Consider the following 17238-nt stretch of genomic DNA (forward strand, 5'->3'; position numbering starts at 1 on the left):
GGCATGGCAAAACAAAAGAAAAGCGCCACGCGCCGCATCCTGTTCTTGATTATCGCTCTGATCGTGCTGCTCGCCGCCGTCGGCGCCATCGGCAAGGCGACCGGACTCTTCGGCTCCCGCGACAAGGGCGTGGAGGTGGAGACGGCGAAGGCCGAGTTGCGCACGATCACGCAGGTGGTGACCGCCTCGGGCAAGGTCCAGCCCGAGATCGAGGTCAAGCTCAGCCCCGACGTCTCCGGCGAGATCATCGAGCTGCGCGTCAAGGAAGGCGACAAGGTGAAGCAGGGCGACCTCCTGGCCCGCATCCGACCGGATTTTTACGAGGCGCAGGTGGAACAGGCCGAAGCCGGCGTCTCTCAGGCGCAGGCGACGCAGGCCCAGCGCCGGGCCGATATGCTCACGGCCGAGATCGAGTACAAACGACAACAGTCCCTCTTCGACAAGCAGGCCATCTCGGAGAGCGATCTCCTGCGCGCCAAGAATCAGTATGACGTGGCCAAAGCCGGATACGACGCCGCCCGCTACTCGGTCGAGAGTGCGGAGGCCCGGCTGCGCGAGGCCCGCGAACAGCTCTCGAAGACGGCCATCTATGCGCCCATGAGCGGCACCGTGAGCAAGCTCGAAGTCGAACTCGGCGAACGCGTCGTCGGCACCACGCAGTTTACGGGCACCGAGATGCTCCGCATCGCCAAGCTCGACCAGATGGAGCTCGAAGTGGACGTCAACGAGAACGACGTGGTCAACGTGGCCATCGGCGACACGGCCACCATCGAGATCGACGCTTATCCGGAGCGTGCTTTCCACGGCCTCGTCACCGAAATCGCCAACTCGGCGCGCACGACCGGCGCGGGCACACAAGAACAGGTGACCAACTTCCCCGTCAAGATCCGCGTGCTCGACCGGCACAACCTCGACCTCGGCGATACGGCCCGGCAGACGCTTCAGAGCGAAGAGGTGCCCCTCCCCACCGAAGACACACCCCAGTTCCGCCCCGGCATGAGCGGCACCGTGGACATCTACACCAAGACCGTCCACGACGTCGTCTCCGTGCCCATCCAGGCCGTCACCGTGCGCGACTTCGTAAAAGTCAAACCCTCCGAGGAAGCGCCCGCCGACTCCACGAAGGAGCGCGCCGAGCCGTCGCTCAAAGAAGACCTCCGCAAGGTCGTCTTCCTCGTCGAGGACGGAAAGGCCAGGATGGTCGAGGTCGAAACCGGCATCTCGGACGACACCCACATCGAGATCAAGCGCGGTCTCCAGGGTGGAGAAGAGGTCGTCATAGGCCCGTATCGTGTGGTCAGCCGCATCCTCAAGCCGGACGACCCGGTGCGGATCAAGAAAGAAGGCGAGGCGCGCGGCCCGGTCGCCTCGTCCGAATAAACCGCCCCGGATGCCTCATTCCCGAAGACCAGACGCTGAAAGAACCGATATGGGAGCACCCCCGAGCGACGGCCGACCATTGATCGAGTTGATCGACATCACGAAAGTCTACCAGATGGGCACGCAGGAAGTGCACGCGCTGGCGGGTGTCTCGCTCACGGTCCACCCGAACGAGTACATCGCCGTGATGGGCCCCTCCGGCTCGGGCAAGTCGACCATGATGAACATCATCGGCTGCCTCGACGTGCCCACCACGGGCGCGTACATCCTCAACGGCCAGCGCGTGAGCGAGATGACGGACGACGAACTCGCGGAGGTGCGCAACAAGGAGATCGGCTTCGTCTTTCAGACGTTCAATCTGTTGCCCCGGGTGAACTGCCTGCAGAACGTGGAGTTGCCGCTCATCTACTCCGGCATCCGGCGACGGGAGCGGCGGGAGATGGCCGAGCGCGCGCTTTACAACGTCGGTCTCGGCGACCGCATCGATCACAAGCCGAACGAGCTCTCCGGCGGTCAGCGGCAGCGTGTGGCCGTGGCGCGGGCCCTCGTCAACAACCCCTCGCTGCTGCTCGCCGACGAGCCGACGGGCAACCTCGACACCCGCACCGGCGAGGAGATCCTTCGTCTCTTCGAAACGCTCTATCGCAAGGGCAACACCATCATGCTCGTCACACACGAGGCTGAGATCGCCAAGCACGCCCGCCGCATCGTGCGCCTCCGCGACGGACGCATCGAGCACGACGAGCCCGTGCCGCATCCGACGCTCGCCCACCTCGACCTCGCCGACCTCGAAACCGAGGCCCTCCACGCGGCCTGACCCTCCCGTGCTTCGGAGACGGGAACCGATATTCGCAAAAGGCGTTTCCGACTGCCTGTAAACGATACGCCGCGTTCGTCTAGGGGTCTAGGACGCCGGCCTCTCACGCCGGTAACACGGGTTCAAATCCCGTACGCGGTACCCAGCCTCGGAGCACTTCCTCCGGGGCTTTTTTGTTTGCGATCGCCGCAGTCGTTCGCGATCGCCGCACGAAAAAAAAGAGCGGCTCCGGTTTCCCGAAGCCGCTCGTCTTTTCATGACCGGGCCTGCGTCATTCGCCTTTGCCTTGCTCCCCGTCCGGGGAAGCCTGCTTCTTGGGCATGAGCACGTTGTCGATCAGGCCGTACTCTTTGGCCTCTTCCGCGCCCATCCAGTAATCCCGGTCGGCGTCGGCCTCGATCTTGTCGACGTCCTGCCCCGTATGTTCGGCGAGGATCTCGTAGAGCCGACGCTTCATCTTCAGGATCTCCCGCGCGTGGATCTCGATGTCGGAAGCCTGCCCCTGCACGCCGCCCATCCAGGGCTGGTGGATCATGATGCGCGAGTTCGGCAGCGCGGCGCGTTTGCCTGCGGCGCCCGCCGCCAGCAACACCGAGCCCATCGACGCGGCCAGACCGACGCAGATCGTCGCTACGGGACAGCTGATGTACTGCATCGTATCGTAGACGGCGAGCCCGCTGTCGATGGAACCGCCGGGCGAGTTGACATAAATATTGATGTCGCGCTCGGGGTCTTCGCTGGCCAGGTAGAGCAACTGGGCCACCATCAGGTTCGCCACCTGATCGTTGATCGCCGTGCCGAGAATGATGATGCGTTCTTTCAGAAGCCGGCTGAAGATGTCGTAGGCGCGCTCGCCGCGGGTGGTCTGCTCGACCACCATCGGCACGAGCGCGCCCATCGAGTTCTCCTGAAAAGGACCGCTGTAGATCCCGCCCGGCGGCGTGCCCAGGCCCTTGCTGAATTTCAAAAAATCATCAACCATCGTTGCCTTCCATCGGGTTCAGAATGATGCGACGCAGAGCGGGCCTCGAAGAGCCGCGCCCTCCTGCCGCCCCTGTTTTACGCCTGATGCAACCGTGCCGGAACGGCGTTAGTTCCGTCGCCGAAACACCGTTCCGGGGCGCGCGCCCGCGCCATCCGCGCCGCCCTCCATGTGGGGCGGAAGCGGCCTGCGACGGCGGCCCCGGTCTCCGGAACGTCTCGCTCAGGCTTGCTCCCGGGCCTCGTCTTTACCGGCTTCCGGCGCGGCCGCTTCCGTCGCCTCCGCCCCGGCGGCTTCCGGCTCCTCGCCCTCGATGATCTCGAACTCCGCTTCGGAAGCCTGTTGGGCTTCCTCGGCGAGACGCAGCGCCTCCTCCTCGCGCGCTTTCATCTCCGCCTCGTACGTCTCCAGGTCTTTCTCGACGACCTCGAACTTCGCCTCCAGAGCTTTGAAGACCTTCTCGTTGAGCAGGCGCTGGTCGAGTTGATCCATCAGCGTCCGGTTCACCTGATAATACTGGCGGAGGTCGTCGGCGGAGAACTCGGCTTCGGCGGCCATCTCCTCGAAGTGCGCCATCCGGTCTTCGTCCGTCACCTCCAGCCCTTCCTGCTCGATGAGCTTGTCCCGGATGAACATCCACCGCGCCTGCCGCACGGCGTCGGGCTTACGGCTCTGAAGGTAGCCGGACAGGTCGAAGCCCTCGGGGATCTCGCCTCCGACGTACTGTTTCAATTCATCGACGAACGACTCGAGGTACATGCCGACGACCGACTCCGGCACCGGGATCGGGTGGCGTTTCACGAGCCGTTCCACCATCTCTCCTTCCATGAGCTCGCGCCCGCGCTTCTCCCACATCTCTTCGAGATGCTTCCGGATGTCGGCGCGAAGGTCTTCCACGCGCTCGATGCGGCCCTCGGTGAGTTCCTTGACGAACTCGTCGTCGAGTTCGGGCATCTCCCGCCGCTTCACTTCCCGGATCGTCACGTCATACGTGTGGGTGTGATGCGGAGCGCCGGAACCGGCGTCGCCGTGGTCATGATCGTGCGCCAGCGTCACGCGGACCGTCTCGCCCGCTTTCTTTCCAACGAGCGGCTTGCGGAGCGCTTCGGGCGTCTCCTCATCGTTGAGGAAAAAGGCGCGCTCCGTCTTTTGCCCGATGATCGGGGTCCCGCTCGCCTCGTCGATGGTCTGCATCTCGACCTCGACGTAGTCCTCGGGACCGGCGGGCTCGTCTACCGGAACGAGGTCGGCCTCTTTTTCGAGCAGGCGCTCGATCTCCCGCTCGACCTCCTCGTCGGTGACCTCGTGGACGAGCCGCGTCACCTGTTCGCCGGACAGGTCTTCGAGTTCGAACGTGGGCCGCACGCCGAAGCGCACCGCGGCGTGGAGGTCGCCTTCGAGTTCATAGTCGAGCCGTGTCAGGACGGGTTGCCCGAGCACCTCGTAGGCGCCCTTTTCGAGCACTTCGCTCTCGTAGACTTTCTGCACCCGCTCGGCCGCCAGCGCCTCGCCGATCTCCTGCCCGTGGAGTTTTTTCACGAGCGAAAGCGGCACTTTGCCGGGCCGGAAGCCGCGCATGGTGGCCCGGCTTCGCTGCGCCCGAAGCGCCTTGTTGAGCTCTTCCGCCAGTTCCTCGGCGGGAATGGTCACGTCGAACTCGTACTCGACGTCGCTGATCTGTTTGATCTCTGTCTGCATCGTCCTCTGGAATGCGCGTCTCGCACCGGCCGGGGGCCGGGTCCGACGGCGGTCTATCGACAAGAAAAGGGATGCTTCGGCACCCCTCCGTGAAAAGATATTCTGACCTTGAACGCCCTCATGCGGCGGGGTAGAGCGCCTTTTTCGGCGGCGTCGCATGACGTTTCAGCTTGGGCATGAGCTCTTCGATCTTGAACTTCCACAGCCCCGCGCTCCGGATCCACACCCGGATCGTCTCCCCGTCGTGAAGGGTGAGCACGAGGTTGGCAGTGCGGCGATCCCGCACCCCGTCGATCCACTCGACCGAGGCCACGTCGGCCAGTGACACGAGGCGTCGGTGCGGCCCGCGCCATCCCATCCCGGAAAACATCAGACGGTCCTCGAAGAGCCGGGCGCGCGCCCGCGCCAGCCGCCGCCCCTCATACCGGAACGGCCCCGTCATCACCGTGATCTCGCGCATGAGCTTTTCCGAGCCTGTGAGTTCTCTCGTGTGAACCGTGTGCGTAGGATTTGCCGAAGAGCATCCGGCTCGCTATCGACCCTGCCGAACGGGATAAGTTCTTCCCTTTTCGACAAAAAAGTGTCACCGTGCCGACTTTTTCACGAAAACTCAGAAGTCAAAGCCAACGGAGAGATAGACGTTTCGAGGGCCGAAGCTGCGCCCGTCGTAGGGCCAGGCGAAGTCGAGGCGTACCGGATAGCCGAGCAGGATCGTGCGCAGCCCGAAGCCCGCGCCGACGAGCAGGTCGTCGAAGACGCGCTTGCCGTCTTCGTTCTGGCGGAAGACGTTGAACCGTTTGTCGAGGCCGCGCCCGCCCCACACGCCCCCCACGTCGGTGAAGGCGACGCCCTGGATGTTGTAGAGGGGGAGGATCGGCAGCGGTCCCGGCAAGAGCGCCGCCACGAGCGGGAACCGAAACTCGGCGTTGAGGAGCCCGAAATACGAGCCGTTGCGCGCGTTGATGTCGAAGCCGCGCAGGGGCAGGATCGGGGTGGCGAAGACGAAGTCGGTGAGGTCGTCGATGGGGAAGCCGTTGACCTCGTCGAAGGAGCGGTTGATCCAGTTGAGCACGCCGGAGCTGTAGAAGAGTTGCCGGTTCGGCCCGAAAGAAGCGCCGCCGGAGGTGCGGAGGGCGAAGCTGTACCGGCCGCGCCCGAACGAGGCGTAGGCCCGCGCGTCGGCGAGCACGGAGAAGAACTGCACCTGGCGGTCGTTGAAGCTGAAGGGGCTGCCGGAGAGACTCAGCGCCACGCGCGTCCCGCCGGAAGGCGCGAGGAAGCCCGGCGTGGTGACGTCGCGCGTGAAGGTGACCGACGGGTAGAGGAGCGTCCGCGTCTGCGACGGCTCGGCGGCGTCGGTGATGTCGGCCTGGCTGACGCCGACGACGGACAGATCCACGTCGAGGCGACGGAACTTGTCGAACGGATAGCTGGCCGACAGGCTCACGCCGTACTGCCGGTAGCGGAAGTACGTAGGAGAGGGCCTGCGGAAATCGGGGAGCAGGCGCGAGGTGTGAAAACCGGTGAAGCTCCAGTCGGTGCGGCGCGGCAGGTAATCGTAGGCGATGATGTAGTCCGAATTGCGGAGATCGATGAGCAAGTTCGTGGCCACGACGATGCGGTGGTTGCCGAGCATGTCGGAGAACATCATCTGCGTGATGCCCTGCACCCCGTAGAGCACGTCATAACCCGCCGTGCCGTAGACGATGTCGGGCGAGAAGCTGAGCCGGTATTTTTTCGGTTTGAAGTTGCCTTCGGCGTCGAGGTTGTCCGTCGGGTGAAAGGGGTCGTCGAAGGGGTCGCCCTCCTCGTAGCCGGCTTCCCGGCGGCGCTCGCGCCGTTCGCGGCGGATCTCTTCGAAGGCGCTGGTGAACGTGTAGTCCGGGAAATCGACGCGCACGCCGCCGGTGTGCAGGCTGTCGGTGACGAGAGGAGGCGGGGCGGCGTCCGCGTCGGCGGCGCCCTCGAAAGAGGCCGAGAACGGAGGCTGCGCCGCCGCCAGCAGGAGCGATCGCGGGTCGCGGGTGCGGTCGCGGGCATACGGCACGCCGTCGGAGGCGTCGCGGAGGAAGGGGTTGCTCTGCCGGAGCGCGGGGCGGGCCAGCGCCAGCGCGGGGGCGGGCGCGGAAGTCTCTTTCATCGCCCGTTGCGCCCACACGTTCGGCGCGAGCGGAGCGCGCCCCGGGTCCCGCTCGAAAGGCGCACGCAGGATGAAGATCGACGGCGTGCCTTCCCGCAGGCTCACGAGCGCCGCGCGCTGCCCGTCCGCCGAGAGCGCCACCTGCATCACCCCCACCGCCAGATCCGTGAGCGGCCGTTCGACGCCCGTGGCGAGATCCTTTTCATACAGGTTGTACACCCCGTTCCGGTCCGAGACGAAGAGCAGCCGGTTCGGGTCCGCGCCAAACTTTGCGTGCTTGTCGTCCCATTGTTCGTCGAACGTGAGCCGTTCGAGGCGGTCCGCGCCGAACCTCAGGCGATAGACGTCGAACTGGTGATAGTCCTGGTCGATCATCCGGAAGGCATCGCCCCGATAGCGTCCCGTTTCGAGGTGGGCGCCCCGGTCGCTGTGAAAGACGAGGGCCGCGCCGTCCGGGCTCCACGCCGGCTCGTGGTCGCTGAAGACATCGTTCGTATAGTTGACCGTCTCGCCCGTGGCGAGGTCGAGCACGAAGAGGTCGCTCTGTTCATCCACCGACGCTTCGAAGGCGATGCGCGCGCCGTCCGGGCTCCACGCCACGGACAGGATCTGATCGACGCCGGGGACGCGGTAGTGCGTCGCGGCGCGGGTGCGCACGTCCACCACGGCGACGGCGTCGCTCGGCCCGCTCTTGACGGCCAGCGCGATCTTCTCCCCGTCGGGGCTCCACGACAGGCCGGGCGTGAGGATGCGCAGGCTCTCGAAGGCCGTGCTCGTCTGCCCCGCCACCAGCTTTCGAAGGATCGTGCCGTCCGTGACATTGGCCAGATAGACGTCGAAGAGGCCGTTCTTCGTGGTGACGAACGCCAGTCGGTCTCCCTGCGGCGAGAGCGCGGGGCTGGTGTTGTAGAAGCCGTCCTCGCGCGTGATGAGCGGGCGGGCAATGACGCCGAGATCCTCGCGGGCGGCCACCTCGGGGAAATAGACCTCGCGGAGCGCTTTGTGCCAGCGTCGGGAGAGGTCTTCCAGCGAAAGGCCCGTCGCCCGCCGGAAGGCGCCGTCCACCGAATGCCCGGCCTTCAAGCGCTGAAGAATGTCGGCGATCTTCTCGTCTCCGTACTGCTCGGCCACGTAATCCCACACGCTCTGCCCGCCGCGATAGGCAAAGAAACCGTCGAGGCGCTCGATGGAGGCCAGTTGATCGTCGAGAACCGCCTCCCGCACGTACATGTCGGAGTCGGTGTCCCACCCGAGGGCGGCATACTCGGCCAGCCCTTCGTTGAACCACAACGGCAGCCGAAGCCGGATGTTGTTTTGAAGGATGGCCTGAATCGACCCGCCATAAAGCATATCGTTGAGGACGGCGTGGACGAGTTCGTGGTGCACCACGCGGCGGAAATCCCGATAGTCGCCGGTGAACGGCACGGCGATGCGATTTTTGAACAGTTCGGTGACGCCGCCGATGCCCTCGGAGTAGGCAGGCAGGTCCACCGCATTGGTCACCGCAAAATCGTTGTGGCTCTGATAGACGATCAGGGGAATGCGGTGCGTGAGGCGGTATTGGAAGAGCCGTGTGATCTGCGCGTACGCCTGCTCCGCCGCCCGCGCCGTGAAGCCGGCCAGACGCTCTCCACCCTCATAATAATAGACGTCGAAGTGCTCCGACTGCACGTAGTGCCACGTCTCGGCCCGGTACTGCACCTTGTTTTTTCCGAACCGGAAATACTGGGCCGATGCCCGTCCCGCCACCGCTCCCGTCACCGCCCCTGCCACGAGCAGGGCCGCCGCCATCCTCCGGACCCGACACCACGACGCGTTCGACATTGGAAAGGGGAAATTTACACGCGGAGAGACACCGGGTTCTAACCGACGCCTTCCTCCAAGTTCCTGAAATCCAAGGCAAAAAGGGGGGACATCAGAGGCTCGCGTCCGCCCGGGTCAGGGGACTCACCTTCGTTCGCCGTCGGGGGCTCCCTTCGGTCGCGTCGAGGTCCCACACCCATACACCCACACATTTCGCGTCAGGACGTTCGTCATTTCCCAAACCAGCCGTCCTCTCCCGCGGATCGCCCTCTCGGGCGCTTCCTCACGCGTACCGGATCCATCGGAGGAGGTCCTTGAGGCGCGGCTTTTTGCCGTACATGAGGATGCCGACGCGATAGACGCGGGCGCTCACCCAGATCGCCCCGATGAACGCGCCGACGAGCAAGAGGAACGAGAGCGACACCTGCCAGAAGGGCACGTCGGTGACGGCCACGCGCACCACCATCGGGATGGGCGAAAAGAAGGGGATCATCGACAGGAGCACCGCCAGCGTGGAGTTGGGCGCTTCGATGACCGGCTGGATGAAGATGATCGAGATGATGATCGGCATCATCACCGGCAGGAGCAGGGACTGGGCGTCCTGCTGCTGTTCCACCGCCGAGCCGATGGCGGCGAAGAGGCTGGCATAAAGCAGATAGCCCGCGAGAAAGAAAAGCACGAACCACACGAAGACGTCCGGCGAGAGGTGCGGCGGGGTGAAGTTGGCCGCGGCCAGCAGTTCCTCCTGCGAGGCGTCGACCGGGAGGTTCAGCTTCGCCGGGTCGAGGAAGAGCGAGAGGATGGTCCCCGAGAAGAGCGTCCCTGCCATGATGAGCGCCGCCCACACCACCATCTGCACCAGCCCCATCGCGCCGATGCCGAGCACCTTGCCCATGAGCAGTTGAAAGGGCCGCACCGACGAGACGATGATTTCGACCACGCGGCTGAGCTTCTCCTCGATGACGCCCTGCATCACCACGGAGCCGTAGATGAGCATGGCCAGATAGATGAGGAATCCCATGATGAATCCGACCACGATGTACGCACCCGTGTCCCCGGCAGTCTCGCCCGCTTCGGTCAGCTTCACCATGCGGATCGGCACGCGTTCCTTCAGGATGTCGATCACTTCGAGCGGCACGTTGCGCCGGAGCAGCCGTTGTTTCTCGACGGCGCTCCGCACCCGCCCCGCAATTTCTCCCTGAAAGACCGAGGCCCCGCCGCCCTCCGGCGAGTAGTACACGGCTTCTCCCTCACCGTCGAGCAACCCGGCCGGGAGCACCAGATAACCGTCGTATCGGCCCGCCATCACCGCGCTCCGCACCGAATCCGGCGGGACGTCGGGCGCGACGAACCGGTACCGTTCGTCCGACGACGCCTCCAGATCCGGCAACAGCACGCCCGTCTCGTCGACCACCGCGATGGTGCGTTCTCCGCCTTCCATGGCCGAAACCGCCACCACGCCGATGATCACGAAGAAGGCGATCAACGCGATGGGACCGAGCAACGTGGTGAGGATGAACCACTTCGAACGCACCCGTCGCAAGAATTCGTTCTTGAGGACGATCCAGATTTTGCTCATAGCATCAACGGCTCAAAATGAGAGGGTGCGCCCACCCCGCGAACGCCGGTCCACACGGTCATCCGGCGGCGGCCCCGGACGCTTCCGGCTCCTGCCGGCGGCCGCTCACGACGGTGACAAAGATTTCCCGCAGCGGCGGCTCCACGAGTTCGAAGCGCGTGATCTCCCGCACGCCGGCCAGGGCCCGTTCGAGCACGCGACGCGGCGTCGCCCCGTCGAGCAGGCGAAGCTCCGCGTGACTCCGGCTCCGCATACTCACCCGCGCCAGCCCTTCGGCTTCGATCTCGTCGAGGAACGCATCGTCGCCGTCGAAGTCGAGCAGGATGGTGTTGCGCCCGAAGCGACGTTTCACCTCGCGAAGCGCTCCCTGCAGCACGATCTCCCCCTTCGAGATCAGGCAGATGTCGTCGCACAACTGTTCCACCTGTTCCATGCGGTGTGAGGCAAAGAGGATCGTGCGCCCGTCCTCCTTCAGTTCCATGATGACATCGTTGAGCAACTCGGCATTGATCGGGTCAAGGCCGCCGAAAGGCTCGTCGAGGATGAGCAGTTCGGGCGCATGGAGGATGGTGGCGATGAACTGCACTTTCTGCTGCATCCCCTTGGAGAGCTCTTCGGTTTTCTTCCCCGCCCAGTCGCTCGCGCCGAAGCGGTCGAGCCAGTGCCGCACCTTCTTCCGGGCATCGGAGCGCGAGAGCCCCTTCAGTTCGGCCAGGTAGACCAGTTGCTCGCCCACCTTCATCTTCTTGTACAGCCCCCGCTCTTCGGGCAGATAGCCCATGCGCTCCTGGCTCCACGGTCCCACCGGTTGACCGTCGAGGAGCACCTGCCCCTCATCCGGCACGGTGATGTACGCAATCATGCGAATGGTGGAGGTCTTGCCCGCGCCGTTGGGACCGAGCAGACCGAGGATCCGCCCCGGATGCGCCGTGAAGGAGACGTGGTTCACGGCCACGAGGTCGTCGTATCGCTTCGTCACGTTCTCGAGAGAGAGCATCATAGGCCTGCAGCGGATCGCAAAAAAACAACATCTTCTTCGAGCCTCCCCTCCAAAAGTTGCGCAGAAGCTGAGGCGCAACGGGGCAGTCGCTCGCATCGGGAAGACGGTCCTGCCGAAGGGGTTCGGGTGACGGGGAGCACCCGCCGTTGCCACCGGGACAACGCGCAGAGACGGCGCCAAGATACGCCTCGCCCCTCCACGCCCGCAATGCTTCCGAGGCTCAGAGCAAATTCATCGTCGCCGACGGGATCGGGATCAGGTATTGCTTTTCGAACACGTCCTCATGCACGCCGAACTGGCCGGTCCCCCGGAAGTCCACGGCCACGTAGTTCTCGACCACGCGTTTGACCTCACCGATGCCGTAATAGACCGGCATCGGGCCATAATACACGAGTTGTCCTTCGCTGAGCTCTTTCCTTCGCCGGGCGCGCCGGTGAAAGGCCGGCACCCGGGGCAGCAGCTCCAGCCGATAGGGACTCAATCCATTCTTCTTCGCCGCACGTGCTTTTCTCACGAGAACCTGCTTGTCTGACTGCGCAACGCACAAAAACCCTGGTGGGGGGGCCGACGGCAACGCCGATTCGGGGCGGGTCTCTAACGCCGCGTGCCCGGACAAGATTCAGTCCCGCCGCGTCCGACGCGCGTTCCCTTCCGCCGGGCCACCCGGGCGTTTTCGTCGTTTTTCCGATAAGGCGGCTTGGTTTGCCGCCGCCCGTTGGGTATTATAGTCGCCCCATACGATTCCCACCGCTGCCCGCTCGGCAGCCTCCCGGCATCCTCTCTTCCCACCTTTTCATTACCGCACTTTCATGACCACCTATCGCGACAAGATCGTTGACCGGCAGGTCGGGCGAAACGCCGAACTGTTCGCCCAGGCCATCGGCCAAATGGAGACCGCCGAAGAACGCTATCCCTACCTGCGCATCCTCATCAGCATCATCGAACAGGCCCATCCGGAATGGAACCAGGCGCCGCAGAAAGACCGGCAGATCGCGCACCTCATCATGCGCATGAGCAAGGGCACGCTCGACCTCAATGAGGTGGCCGAGGTCGTTCGCGTCCGCGACGAAGAGCGGGGATATTTTTACGACTGATCCGCGCGTCCGCGGCCGCGCGTCTGCGGCCGCGCTCCCCGTCAACCGATCCGGTCCGGATTGCTTCGGACGAACTCAGCCCAGTTCTTATGCCGGCGCGTGGCCCCGTGCGCGAGGCGATGCGCGTGGCACACCGCCACCGCCAGCGCGTCCGAGGCGTCGAGCGTAACCTCCGGCGCGTCTGCCTCGATGGCGAGCAGCGTGCGGATCATGTACGCGACCTGCTCCTTCGACGCCTGCCCCATGCCGGTGACGGCCTTCTTCACTTCCTTCGGCGTGTACTCGGTCACGGGCACGCCCCGGTTGAGCGCCGCGAGCATGGCGGCGGCTTGCGCCCGACCCAGCTTCAACATCGACTGCGGGTTGCGCCCGTAGACCGGCATCTCGATGGCGCACGCATCCGGCAAGCATCGCTCGATCACGCCCGTGACCCGCTCATAGATGTGCTTGAGGCGGAGCTGGTGATCGTCCTGTGTATCGAGCTTGAGCGCCCCGTATTCGATCAACCGTTCCGGTTGCCCCCGCGTCACTTCGACGACGCCGTAGCCGGTGAAACGCGAGCCTGGATCGATGCCGAGAATAATCATGGAGCGGGTGGGGCATGCGTGAGAAAACCCGTTCCCGAGCGCCGGAAACAGGGGGAATCGCCGGAGGTCAGGAGAGCGCTTCGAGGGTGGCCTCGTCGAGGTTGAGCGTGGTATAGACGGCCTGCACGTCCGGGTGCTCCTCGATCTTCTCGATCAGCGCGGCGACCTTCCGCGCCGCCTCCGGATCGAGCGTGACCGTGGTGGTGGGAATGCGCTGAAGACTCGCCTCCTCCGGCTCGATGCCCGCCGCTTCGAGCGCCTCCTGCACCGCACCGAACTGCTCCACCGGCGCCGTGACGACGAACGCGCCGTCCTCCTCCGTCAGATCCTCCGCACCGGCTTCGACGACGCGTTCGAAAAGCTCCATCTCGTCAAGACCCTCGGCGGGGATTTCGAAGATGCTTTTGCGGTCGAAGAGGAAGGCCACCGAGCCGCTTTGTCCGAGGCTGCCGCCCGCCTTGCTGAAAAGCGCCCGGAGGTCGGCCACCGTGCGGTTCGTGTTGTCGGTGAGCGCCTCGACGAAGACCGCCACACCGTGCGGCGCATACCCTTCGTACGTGATTTCCTCGTAGTCGGCCCCCTCGATCTCGCCCGTGCCCCGCTTGATGGCCCGCTCGATGTTGTCTTTGGGCATGTTCTCGCTCTTGGCCTTCTCGACGGCCAGCGCCAGGCGGGGGTTCATGCCGGGATCGCCGCCGCCCTCCCGGGCCGCCACCATGATGTCGCGCGTGATGCGCGCCCACGCTTTCGAACGTTTCGCATCCGTCGCAGCCTTCTGCCGCTTGATCTTCGACCATTTATTGTGGCCCGCCATAGTCTTCCTTTTCTCTGTTCACGATGCTCGAGACGATTCGTCCTCAATATACGCCGCCTCCCGCACTTACGGTCCTCTTCCGGGATAATTCGCGCGCAAACGCCCTCGCATTGGAACGCCCCTCGCACGACGAAACTCCGCACGTCGTCGGCGGTATCTTCGTGCGCTTCCCTCCAACCCATCCCTTCCCGCCCCATGCCCCTCCCTCCGAACGCGCCGTGGTGGAAAACCGGCGTCATCTATCAGATCTATCCCCGCAGTTTCAAAGACACCACCGGCAACGGCGTGGGCGACCTCCGGGGCATCATCGAAACGCTCGACTACCTCGACCACACGCTCGGCGTGGATGCCCTCTGGCTCTCGCCCTTCTACCCCTCCCCCATGGCCGACTTCGGCTACGACGTCTCCGACTATACCGACGTCCACCCCCTCTTCGGCGACCTCGCCACGTTCGATGCGCTCGTGGGGAAAGCACACGAACGCGGCCTCAAGGTGATCATCGACGTCGTGCCGAACCACACGTCCGAGGCGCATCCGTGGTTCGTCGAATCGCGCGCCTCCCGAGACCATCCCCGGCGCGACTGGTACGTCTGGCGCGACCCCGCTCCCGACGGCGGCCCGCCGAACAACTGGCTGAGCGTCTTCGGCGGACCGGCGTGGGAATGGGACGAAACGACCGGACAATATTATCTGCACTCGTTCCTCAAGGAACAGCCCGATCTGAACTGGCGCAACCCCGAGGTCCGCCGCGCCATGTTCGAGGTCTTCCGCTTCTGGCTCGAACGCGACGTGGACGGCTTCCGCATCGACGTGGCGCACTTCATCATGAAGGATCCGCTCGAACGCGACAATCCGCCGAACCCGCATCCCGGCGACTACCACAAGGACATGGGCGCCTACGATACGCAGCTTCACCTGTATGACAAGGGCCACGAGGACGTGCACGGCGTCTTCCGGGACCTGCGCCGCCTCCTCGATGCCTACAGCCGCGAGCGCGAGCGCTTCGCCGTCGGCGAGATCCATCTGTACGATTGGGACGCGTGGGCCCGGTATTACGGCGAGAACCTCGACGAGCTGCACATGCCGTTCAACTTCGCGCTCCTGCGGCCGAACTGGGAAGCCCGCGCCGTCCGCGCCGTGGTGGACGGCCTGGAGGCGGCCCTGCCCGAAGGCGCCTGGCCCAACTACGTGCTCGGCAACCACGACGAGACGCGCATCGCCGGGCGCTACGGACGGGCGCAGAGCCGCGTCGCCGCCGTGCTTCTGCTCACGCTGCGCGGCACGCCCACCCTCTATTACGGCGATGAACTCGGCCTGCGCGAAGTGGACATCCCGCCCGAAAAACGGCAGGATCCGTGGGGGCTGCGCGTGCCCGGCCTCGGCCGCGACGGATGCCGCACCCCCATGCCCTGGAACGCCTCTCACGCCGCAGGCTTCACCACCGGCGAACCCTGGCTCCCCCTCAACGACGACTATGAATCGGTCAACGTGGACGCCGAGCTGAAGGACCCGCGCTCGACGCTCACCCTCTACCGACGGCTGCTCACGCTTCGAAAAAACACCCGCGCCCTCCACGCGGGCGACTACCAACCCCTCGACGACGTCCCCCCGAACGTTTTCGCCTATCTCCGACAGGCCGACGGCGAAACCGTCATGATCGCGCTCAACTTCGCGGCGGAACCCGCGCGCGTGCCTTTCCCGGGGCAGGGCCGCCTCCTCCTCTCCTCCCACCTCGACCGCGACGACGAGCCGCTCCGCGAACACGTGTCCCTGCGCCCCCACGAGGCCGTAATCCTTGCCCGATGACGCCGGGCTGCCCGGCGCTCCCGAACCCGTTTTCACACGCCTTGCTTGCAATGCGCCGTTCCGATTTCTAGATTTGTGGGTCGATTCCCCCGGCGCGGGCCCCATGCTCCATCTACATGTTTCGGTCCACGCTCCTCCAATCTTCTCAGAGTCTTTCCCCCGAAAACGTTTTCTGACCGAGCCGTCTTTTTTTGAAAGGTAAACGATTACATCACCTCCCCGAGGGTATCTCCATTTTCCCGGACGCTCTTCACCGGGCGCCCCTTCCGTGCGCGGACGAACTCGGGAGGCGCTCTACTCGAAATCCCAGAGATCCTTTATGGCAACCTTACAAGATGTGGCGCGGGAGGCCGGCGTCTCTTCCGCAACCGTCTCCCGGGTCCTGAACGGCTCGCCAAAGGTGCACGCGAAGACCCGCAAACGGGTCGAGGACGCCATCGAGCGGCTCGGCTACCGGCGCAGCCGGGTAGCGCGGCGGCTGCGCGTGCAGGGCGGGCGCTCACACATCCTCGGCCTGATGATCCCCGACATCCAGAACCCCTTCTTTTCCGACGTGGCGCGCGGCGTCGAAGACTATGCCTACACGCATGAATATGCCGTCATCCTGTGCAGTTCGGACGAGGATCCCCAAAAACAGGCGTTCTATCTGAACACGATGCAGGCCGAATCGGTGGACGGCATCATCCTGCCGCCCATCCCCGGCGAGAACCGCGTCATCGAGGACCTGCTGGAGAAGGATCGTCTGCCCGTCGTGTGCCTGGACCGGCGGCTGCCGGGGAGTTCGCCCGACACCGTCGTCGTCGACAACCGGCGCGGCGCTTTCGAGGCTGTCGAGCGGCTGATCCGCCTGGGTCACCGGCGCATCGGGATCATCACCGGGCTGCCGTCGCTCTCGACGAGCCGGGAGCGCCTGGAGGGGTACATGGAAGCGCTTTCAAAGCATCACGTCGCGCCGGACCCCGCCCTGGTGCGCGAGGGAGACTCGAAGTATCGGAGCGGCCTCCGGCAGACCGACGCTTTGCTCGATCTGCCCGAGCCGCCCACGGCGCTTTTTGTGTGCAACAACCTGATGACCCTCGGCGCGCTCGAAGCCATCCACCTGCGGGGCTTTCATCCGCCGCACGATTTCTCGATCATCGGTTTCGACGACATGCCGTGGGCGGCTTCCCTGAACCCTCCGCTGACGACCGTCCGGCAACCCGGCCATGCCATCGGGCGCTGCGCGGCGGAATTGCTGTTGAAACGCATCGCCGACCCGGCGCGCCCGGCTTCGCTCGTCGTGCTTCAACCCGAACTCGTCGTTCGGCAATCGTGCGGCCCGGCGCCGGTGGTCTAGCCTCGCGCGCCCTTGCCTTCGCCCATAGGGCGATCCGAATTCCCTTGCCTGACGTAATCGTTTACATTTTCTTTATCCCCTGTTGACATTGGGGTGTATTTTGCGTTGATTTTCCTGTGCCTCCATACGCCTTTGGGCGTCGAACACAGGCGCATGTAAGCGCTTTTACCGCCCCCTCCTTCGTCTCTGAAAGCTATTGTCC

14 protein-coding genes and 1 tRNA gene are annotated in these 17238 nt (G+C 64.8%); 6 read left to right on the top strand and 9 right to left on the bottom strand.

The annotated features are described in order from the left end of the window. Positions 1-3: 3 nt before the first annotated feature. The 3 genes from AC1HIY_RS07070 (at position 4) to AC1HIY_RS07080 (ending at position 2338) form a co-directional block, all read left to right on the top strand. The gene (locus AC1HIY_RS07070; protein WP_479576020.1) at positions 4-1380 is read left to right on the top strand and encodes an efflux RND transporter periplasmic adaptor subunit; all 1377 of its coding nucleotides are present in this window, start codon (positions 4-6) and stop codon (positions 1378-1380) included. Positions 1381-1429: 49 nt separating this feature from the next. Then, entirely contained in the window at positions 1430-2197 is a 768-nt protein-coding gene (locus tag AC1HIY_RS07075) for an ABC transporter ATP-binding protein (RefSeq protein WP_479576021.1), read from the top strand. A gap of 68 nt (positions 2198-2265) precedes the next feature. Continuing rightward, positions 2266-2338 (top strand) — tRNA-Glu (locus AC1HIY_RS07080). A 130-nt stretch (positions 2339-2468) separates the two neighbouring features. Here AC1HIY_RS07080 and clpP read toward each other — a convergent pair. From clpP to AC1HIY_RS07115, 7 genes are all read right to left on the bottom strand, one after another. Then, positions 2469-3095 carry an ATP-dependent Clp endopeptidase proteolytic subunit ClpP gene (gene clpP / locus AC1HIY_RS07085; protein ID WP_479576049.1) on the bottom strand — a complete coding sequence of 209 codons (627 nt, stop codon included), beginning with the start codon at positions 3093-3095 and terminating at the stop codon, positions 2469-2471. A 306-nt stretch (positions 3096-3401) separates the two neighbouring features. Then, the gene (gene tig / locus AC1HIY_RS07090) at positions 3402-4877 is read right to left on the bottom strand and encodes a trigger factor (protein WP_479576022.1); all 1476 of its coding nucleotides are present in this window, start codon (positions 4875-4877) and stop codon (positions 3402-3404) included. 118 nt (positions 4878-4995) lie between these two features. Then, positions 4996-5337 (bottom strand): hypothetical protein, encoded by a 342-nt coding sequence (locus tag AC1HIY_RS07095; protein WP_479576023.1) that lies wholly within the window; start codon positions 5335-5337, stop codon positions 4996-4998. 150 nt (positions 5338-5487) lie between these two features. After that, complete coding sequence (locus tag AC1HIY_RS07100; protein WP_479576024.1) at positions 5488-8808, bottom strand: peptidase MA family metallohydrolase; 3321 nt, start codon at positions 8806-8808, stop codon at positions 5488-5490. A gap of 295 nt (positions 8809-9103) precedes the next feature. Then, on the bottom strand, positions 9104-10399 hold the full coding sequence (locus tag AC1HIY_RS07105) for an ABC transporter permease (protein ID WP_479576025.1): 1296 nt from the start codon (positions 10397-10399) through the stop codon (positions 9104-9106). Positions 10400-10457: 58 nt separating this feature from the next. Further along, positions 10458-11399, bottom strand: a complete 942-nt coding sequence (locus AC1HIY_RS07110; protein ID WP_479576026.1) for an ABC transporter ATP-binding protein — start codon at positions 11397-11399, stop codon at positions 10458-10460. 220 nt (positions 11400-11619) lie between these two features. Then, positions 11620-11913, bottom strand: coding sequence for a hypothetical protein (locus tag AC1HIY_RS07115; RefSeq protein ID WP_479576027.1), 294 nt, complete (start codon positions 11911-11913; stop codon positions 11620-11622). Positions 11914-12208: 295 nt separating this feature from the next. Between AC1HIY_RS07115 and AC1HIY_RS07120 the strand changes: the two genes are divergently transcribed. Beyond that, positions 12209-12493 (top strand): DUF4290 domain-containing protein, encoded by a 285-nt coding sequence (locus AC1HIY_RS07120; RefSeq protein WP_456425902.1) that lies wholly within the window; start codon positions 12209-12211, stop codon positions 12491-12493. A gap of 41 nt (positions 12494-12534) precedes the next feature. Here the strand turns inward: AC1HIY_RS07120 and ruvC are convergent, their stop codons facing one another. Continuing rightward, positions 12535-13080, bottom strand: coding sequence for a crossover junction endodeoxyribonuclease RuvC (gene ruvC, locus AC1HIY_RS07125; RefSeq protein ID WP_479576028.1), 546 nt, complete (start codon positions 13078-13080; stop codon positions 12535-12537). A gap of 67 nt (positions 13081-13147) precedes the next feature. Then, the gene (locus AC1HIY_RS07130; RefSeq protein WP_479576029.1) at positions 13148-13894 is read right to left on the bottom strand and encodes a YebC/PmpR family DNA-binding transcriptional regulator; all 747 of its coding nucleotides are present in this window, start codon (positions 13892-13894) and stop codon (positions 13148-13150) included. A 195-nt stretch (positions 13895-14089) separates the two neighbouring features. Here AC1HIY_RS07130 and AC1HIY_RS07135 point away from each other — a divergent pair, with 195 nt between their 5' ends. Then, positions 14090-15700, top strand: coding sequence for an alpha-amylase family glycosyl hydrolase (locus AC1HIY_RS07135; protein ID WP_479576030.1), 1611 nt, complete (start codon positions 14090-14092; stop codon positions 15698-15700). Between the two features lie 319 nt (positions 15701-16019). Next, entirely contained in the window at positions 16020-17036 is a 1017-nt protein-coding gene (locus tag AC1HIY_RS07140) for a LacI family DNA-binding transcriptional regulator (protein WP_479576031.1), read from the top strand. Positions 17037-17238 lie beyond the last annotated feature (202 nt).

This window comes from Rhodocaloribacter sp., assembly GCF_056451265.1.

Bases quoted from the DNA above. Each gene is read 5' to 3' on its own strand.
- AC1HIY_RS07130 (WP_479576029.1), bottom strand. From the start codon at position 13,894: ATGGCGGGCCACAATAAATGGTCGAAGATCAAGCGGCAGAAGGCTGCG.
- AC1HIY_RS07075 (WP_479576021.1), top strand. From the start codon at position 1,430: ATGGGAGCACCCCCGAGCGACGGCCGACCATTGATCGAGTTGATCGAC.
- AC1HIY_RS07135 (WP_479576030.1), top strand. From the start codon at position 14,090: ATGCCCCTCCCTCCGAACGCGCCGTGGTGGAAAACCGGCGTCATCTAT.
- AC1HIY_RS07070 (WP_479576020.1), top strand. From the start codon at position 4: ATGGCAAAACAAAAGAAAAGCGCCACGCGCCGCATCCTGTTCTTGATT.
- ruvC (WP_479576028.1), bottom strand. From the start codon at position 13,080: ATGATTATTCTCGGCATCGATCCAGGCTCGCGTTTCACCGGCTACGGC.
- AC1HIY_RS07120 (WP_456425902.1), top strand. From the start codon at position 12,209: ATGACCACCTATCGCGACAAGATCGTTGACCGGCAGGTCGGGCGAAAC.
- AC1HIY_RS07140 (WP_479576031.1), top strand. From the start codon at position 16,020: ATGGCAACCTTACAAGATGTGGCGCGGGAGGCCGGCGTCTCTTCCGCA.
- AC1HIY_RS07100 (WP_479576024.1), bottom strand. From the start codon at position 8,808: ATGGCGGCGGCCCTGCTCGTGGCAGGGGCGGTGACGGGAGCGGTGGCG.
- tig (WP_479576022.1), bottom strand. From the start codon at position 4,877: ATGCAGACAGAGATCAAACAGATCAGCGACGTCGAGTACGAGTTCGAC.
- clpP (WP_479576049.1), bottom strand. From the start codon at position 3,095: ATGGGCGCGCTCGTGCCGATGGTGGTCGAGCAGACCACCCGCGGCGAG.
- AC1HIY_RS07095 (WP_479576023.1), bottom strand. From the start codon at position 5,337: ATGCGCGAGATCACGGTGATGACGGGGCCGTTCCGGTATGAGGGGCGG.
- AC1HIY_RS07110 (WP_479576026.1), bottom strand. From the start codon at position 11,399: ATGATGCTCTCTCTCGAGAACGTGACGAAGCGATACGACGACCTCGTG.
- AC1HIY_RS07105 (WP_479576025.1), bottom strand. From the start codon at position 10,399: ATGAGCAAAATCTGGATCGTCCTCAAGAACGAATTCTTGCGACGGGTG.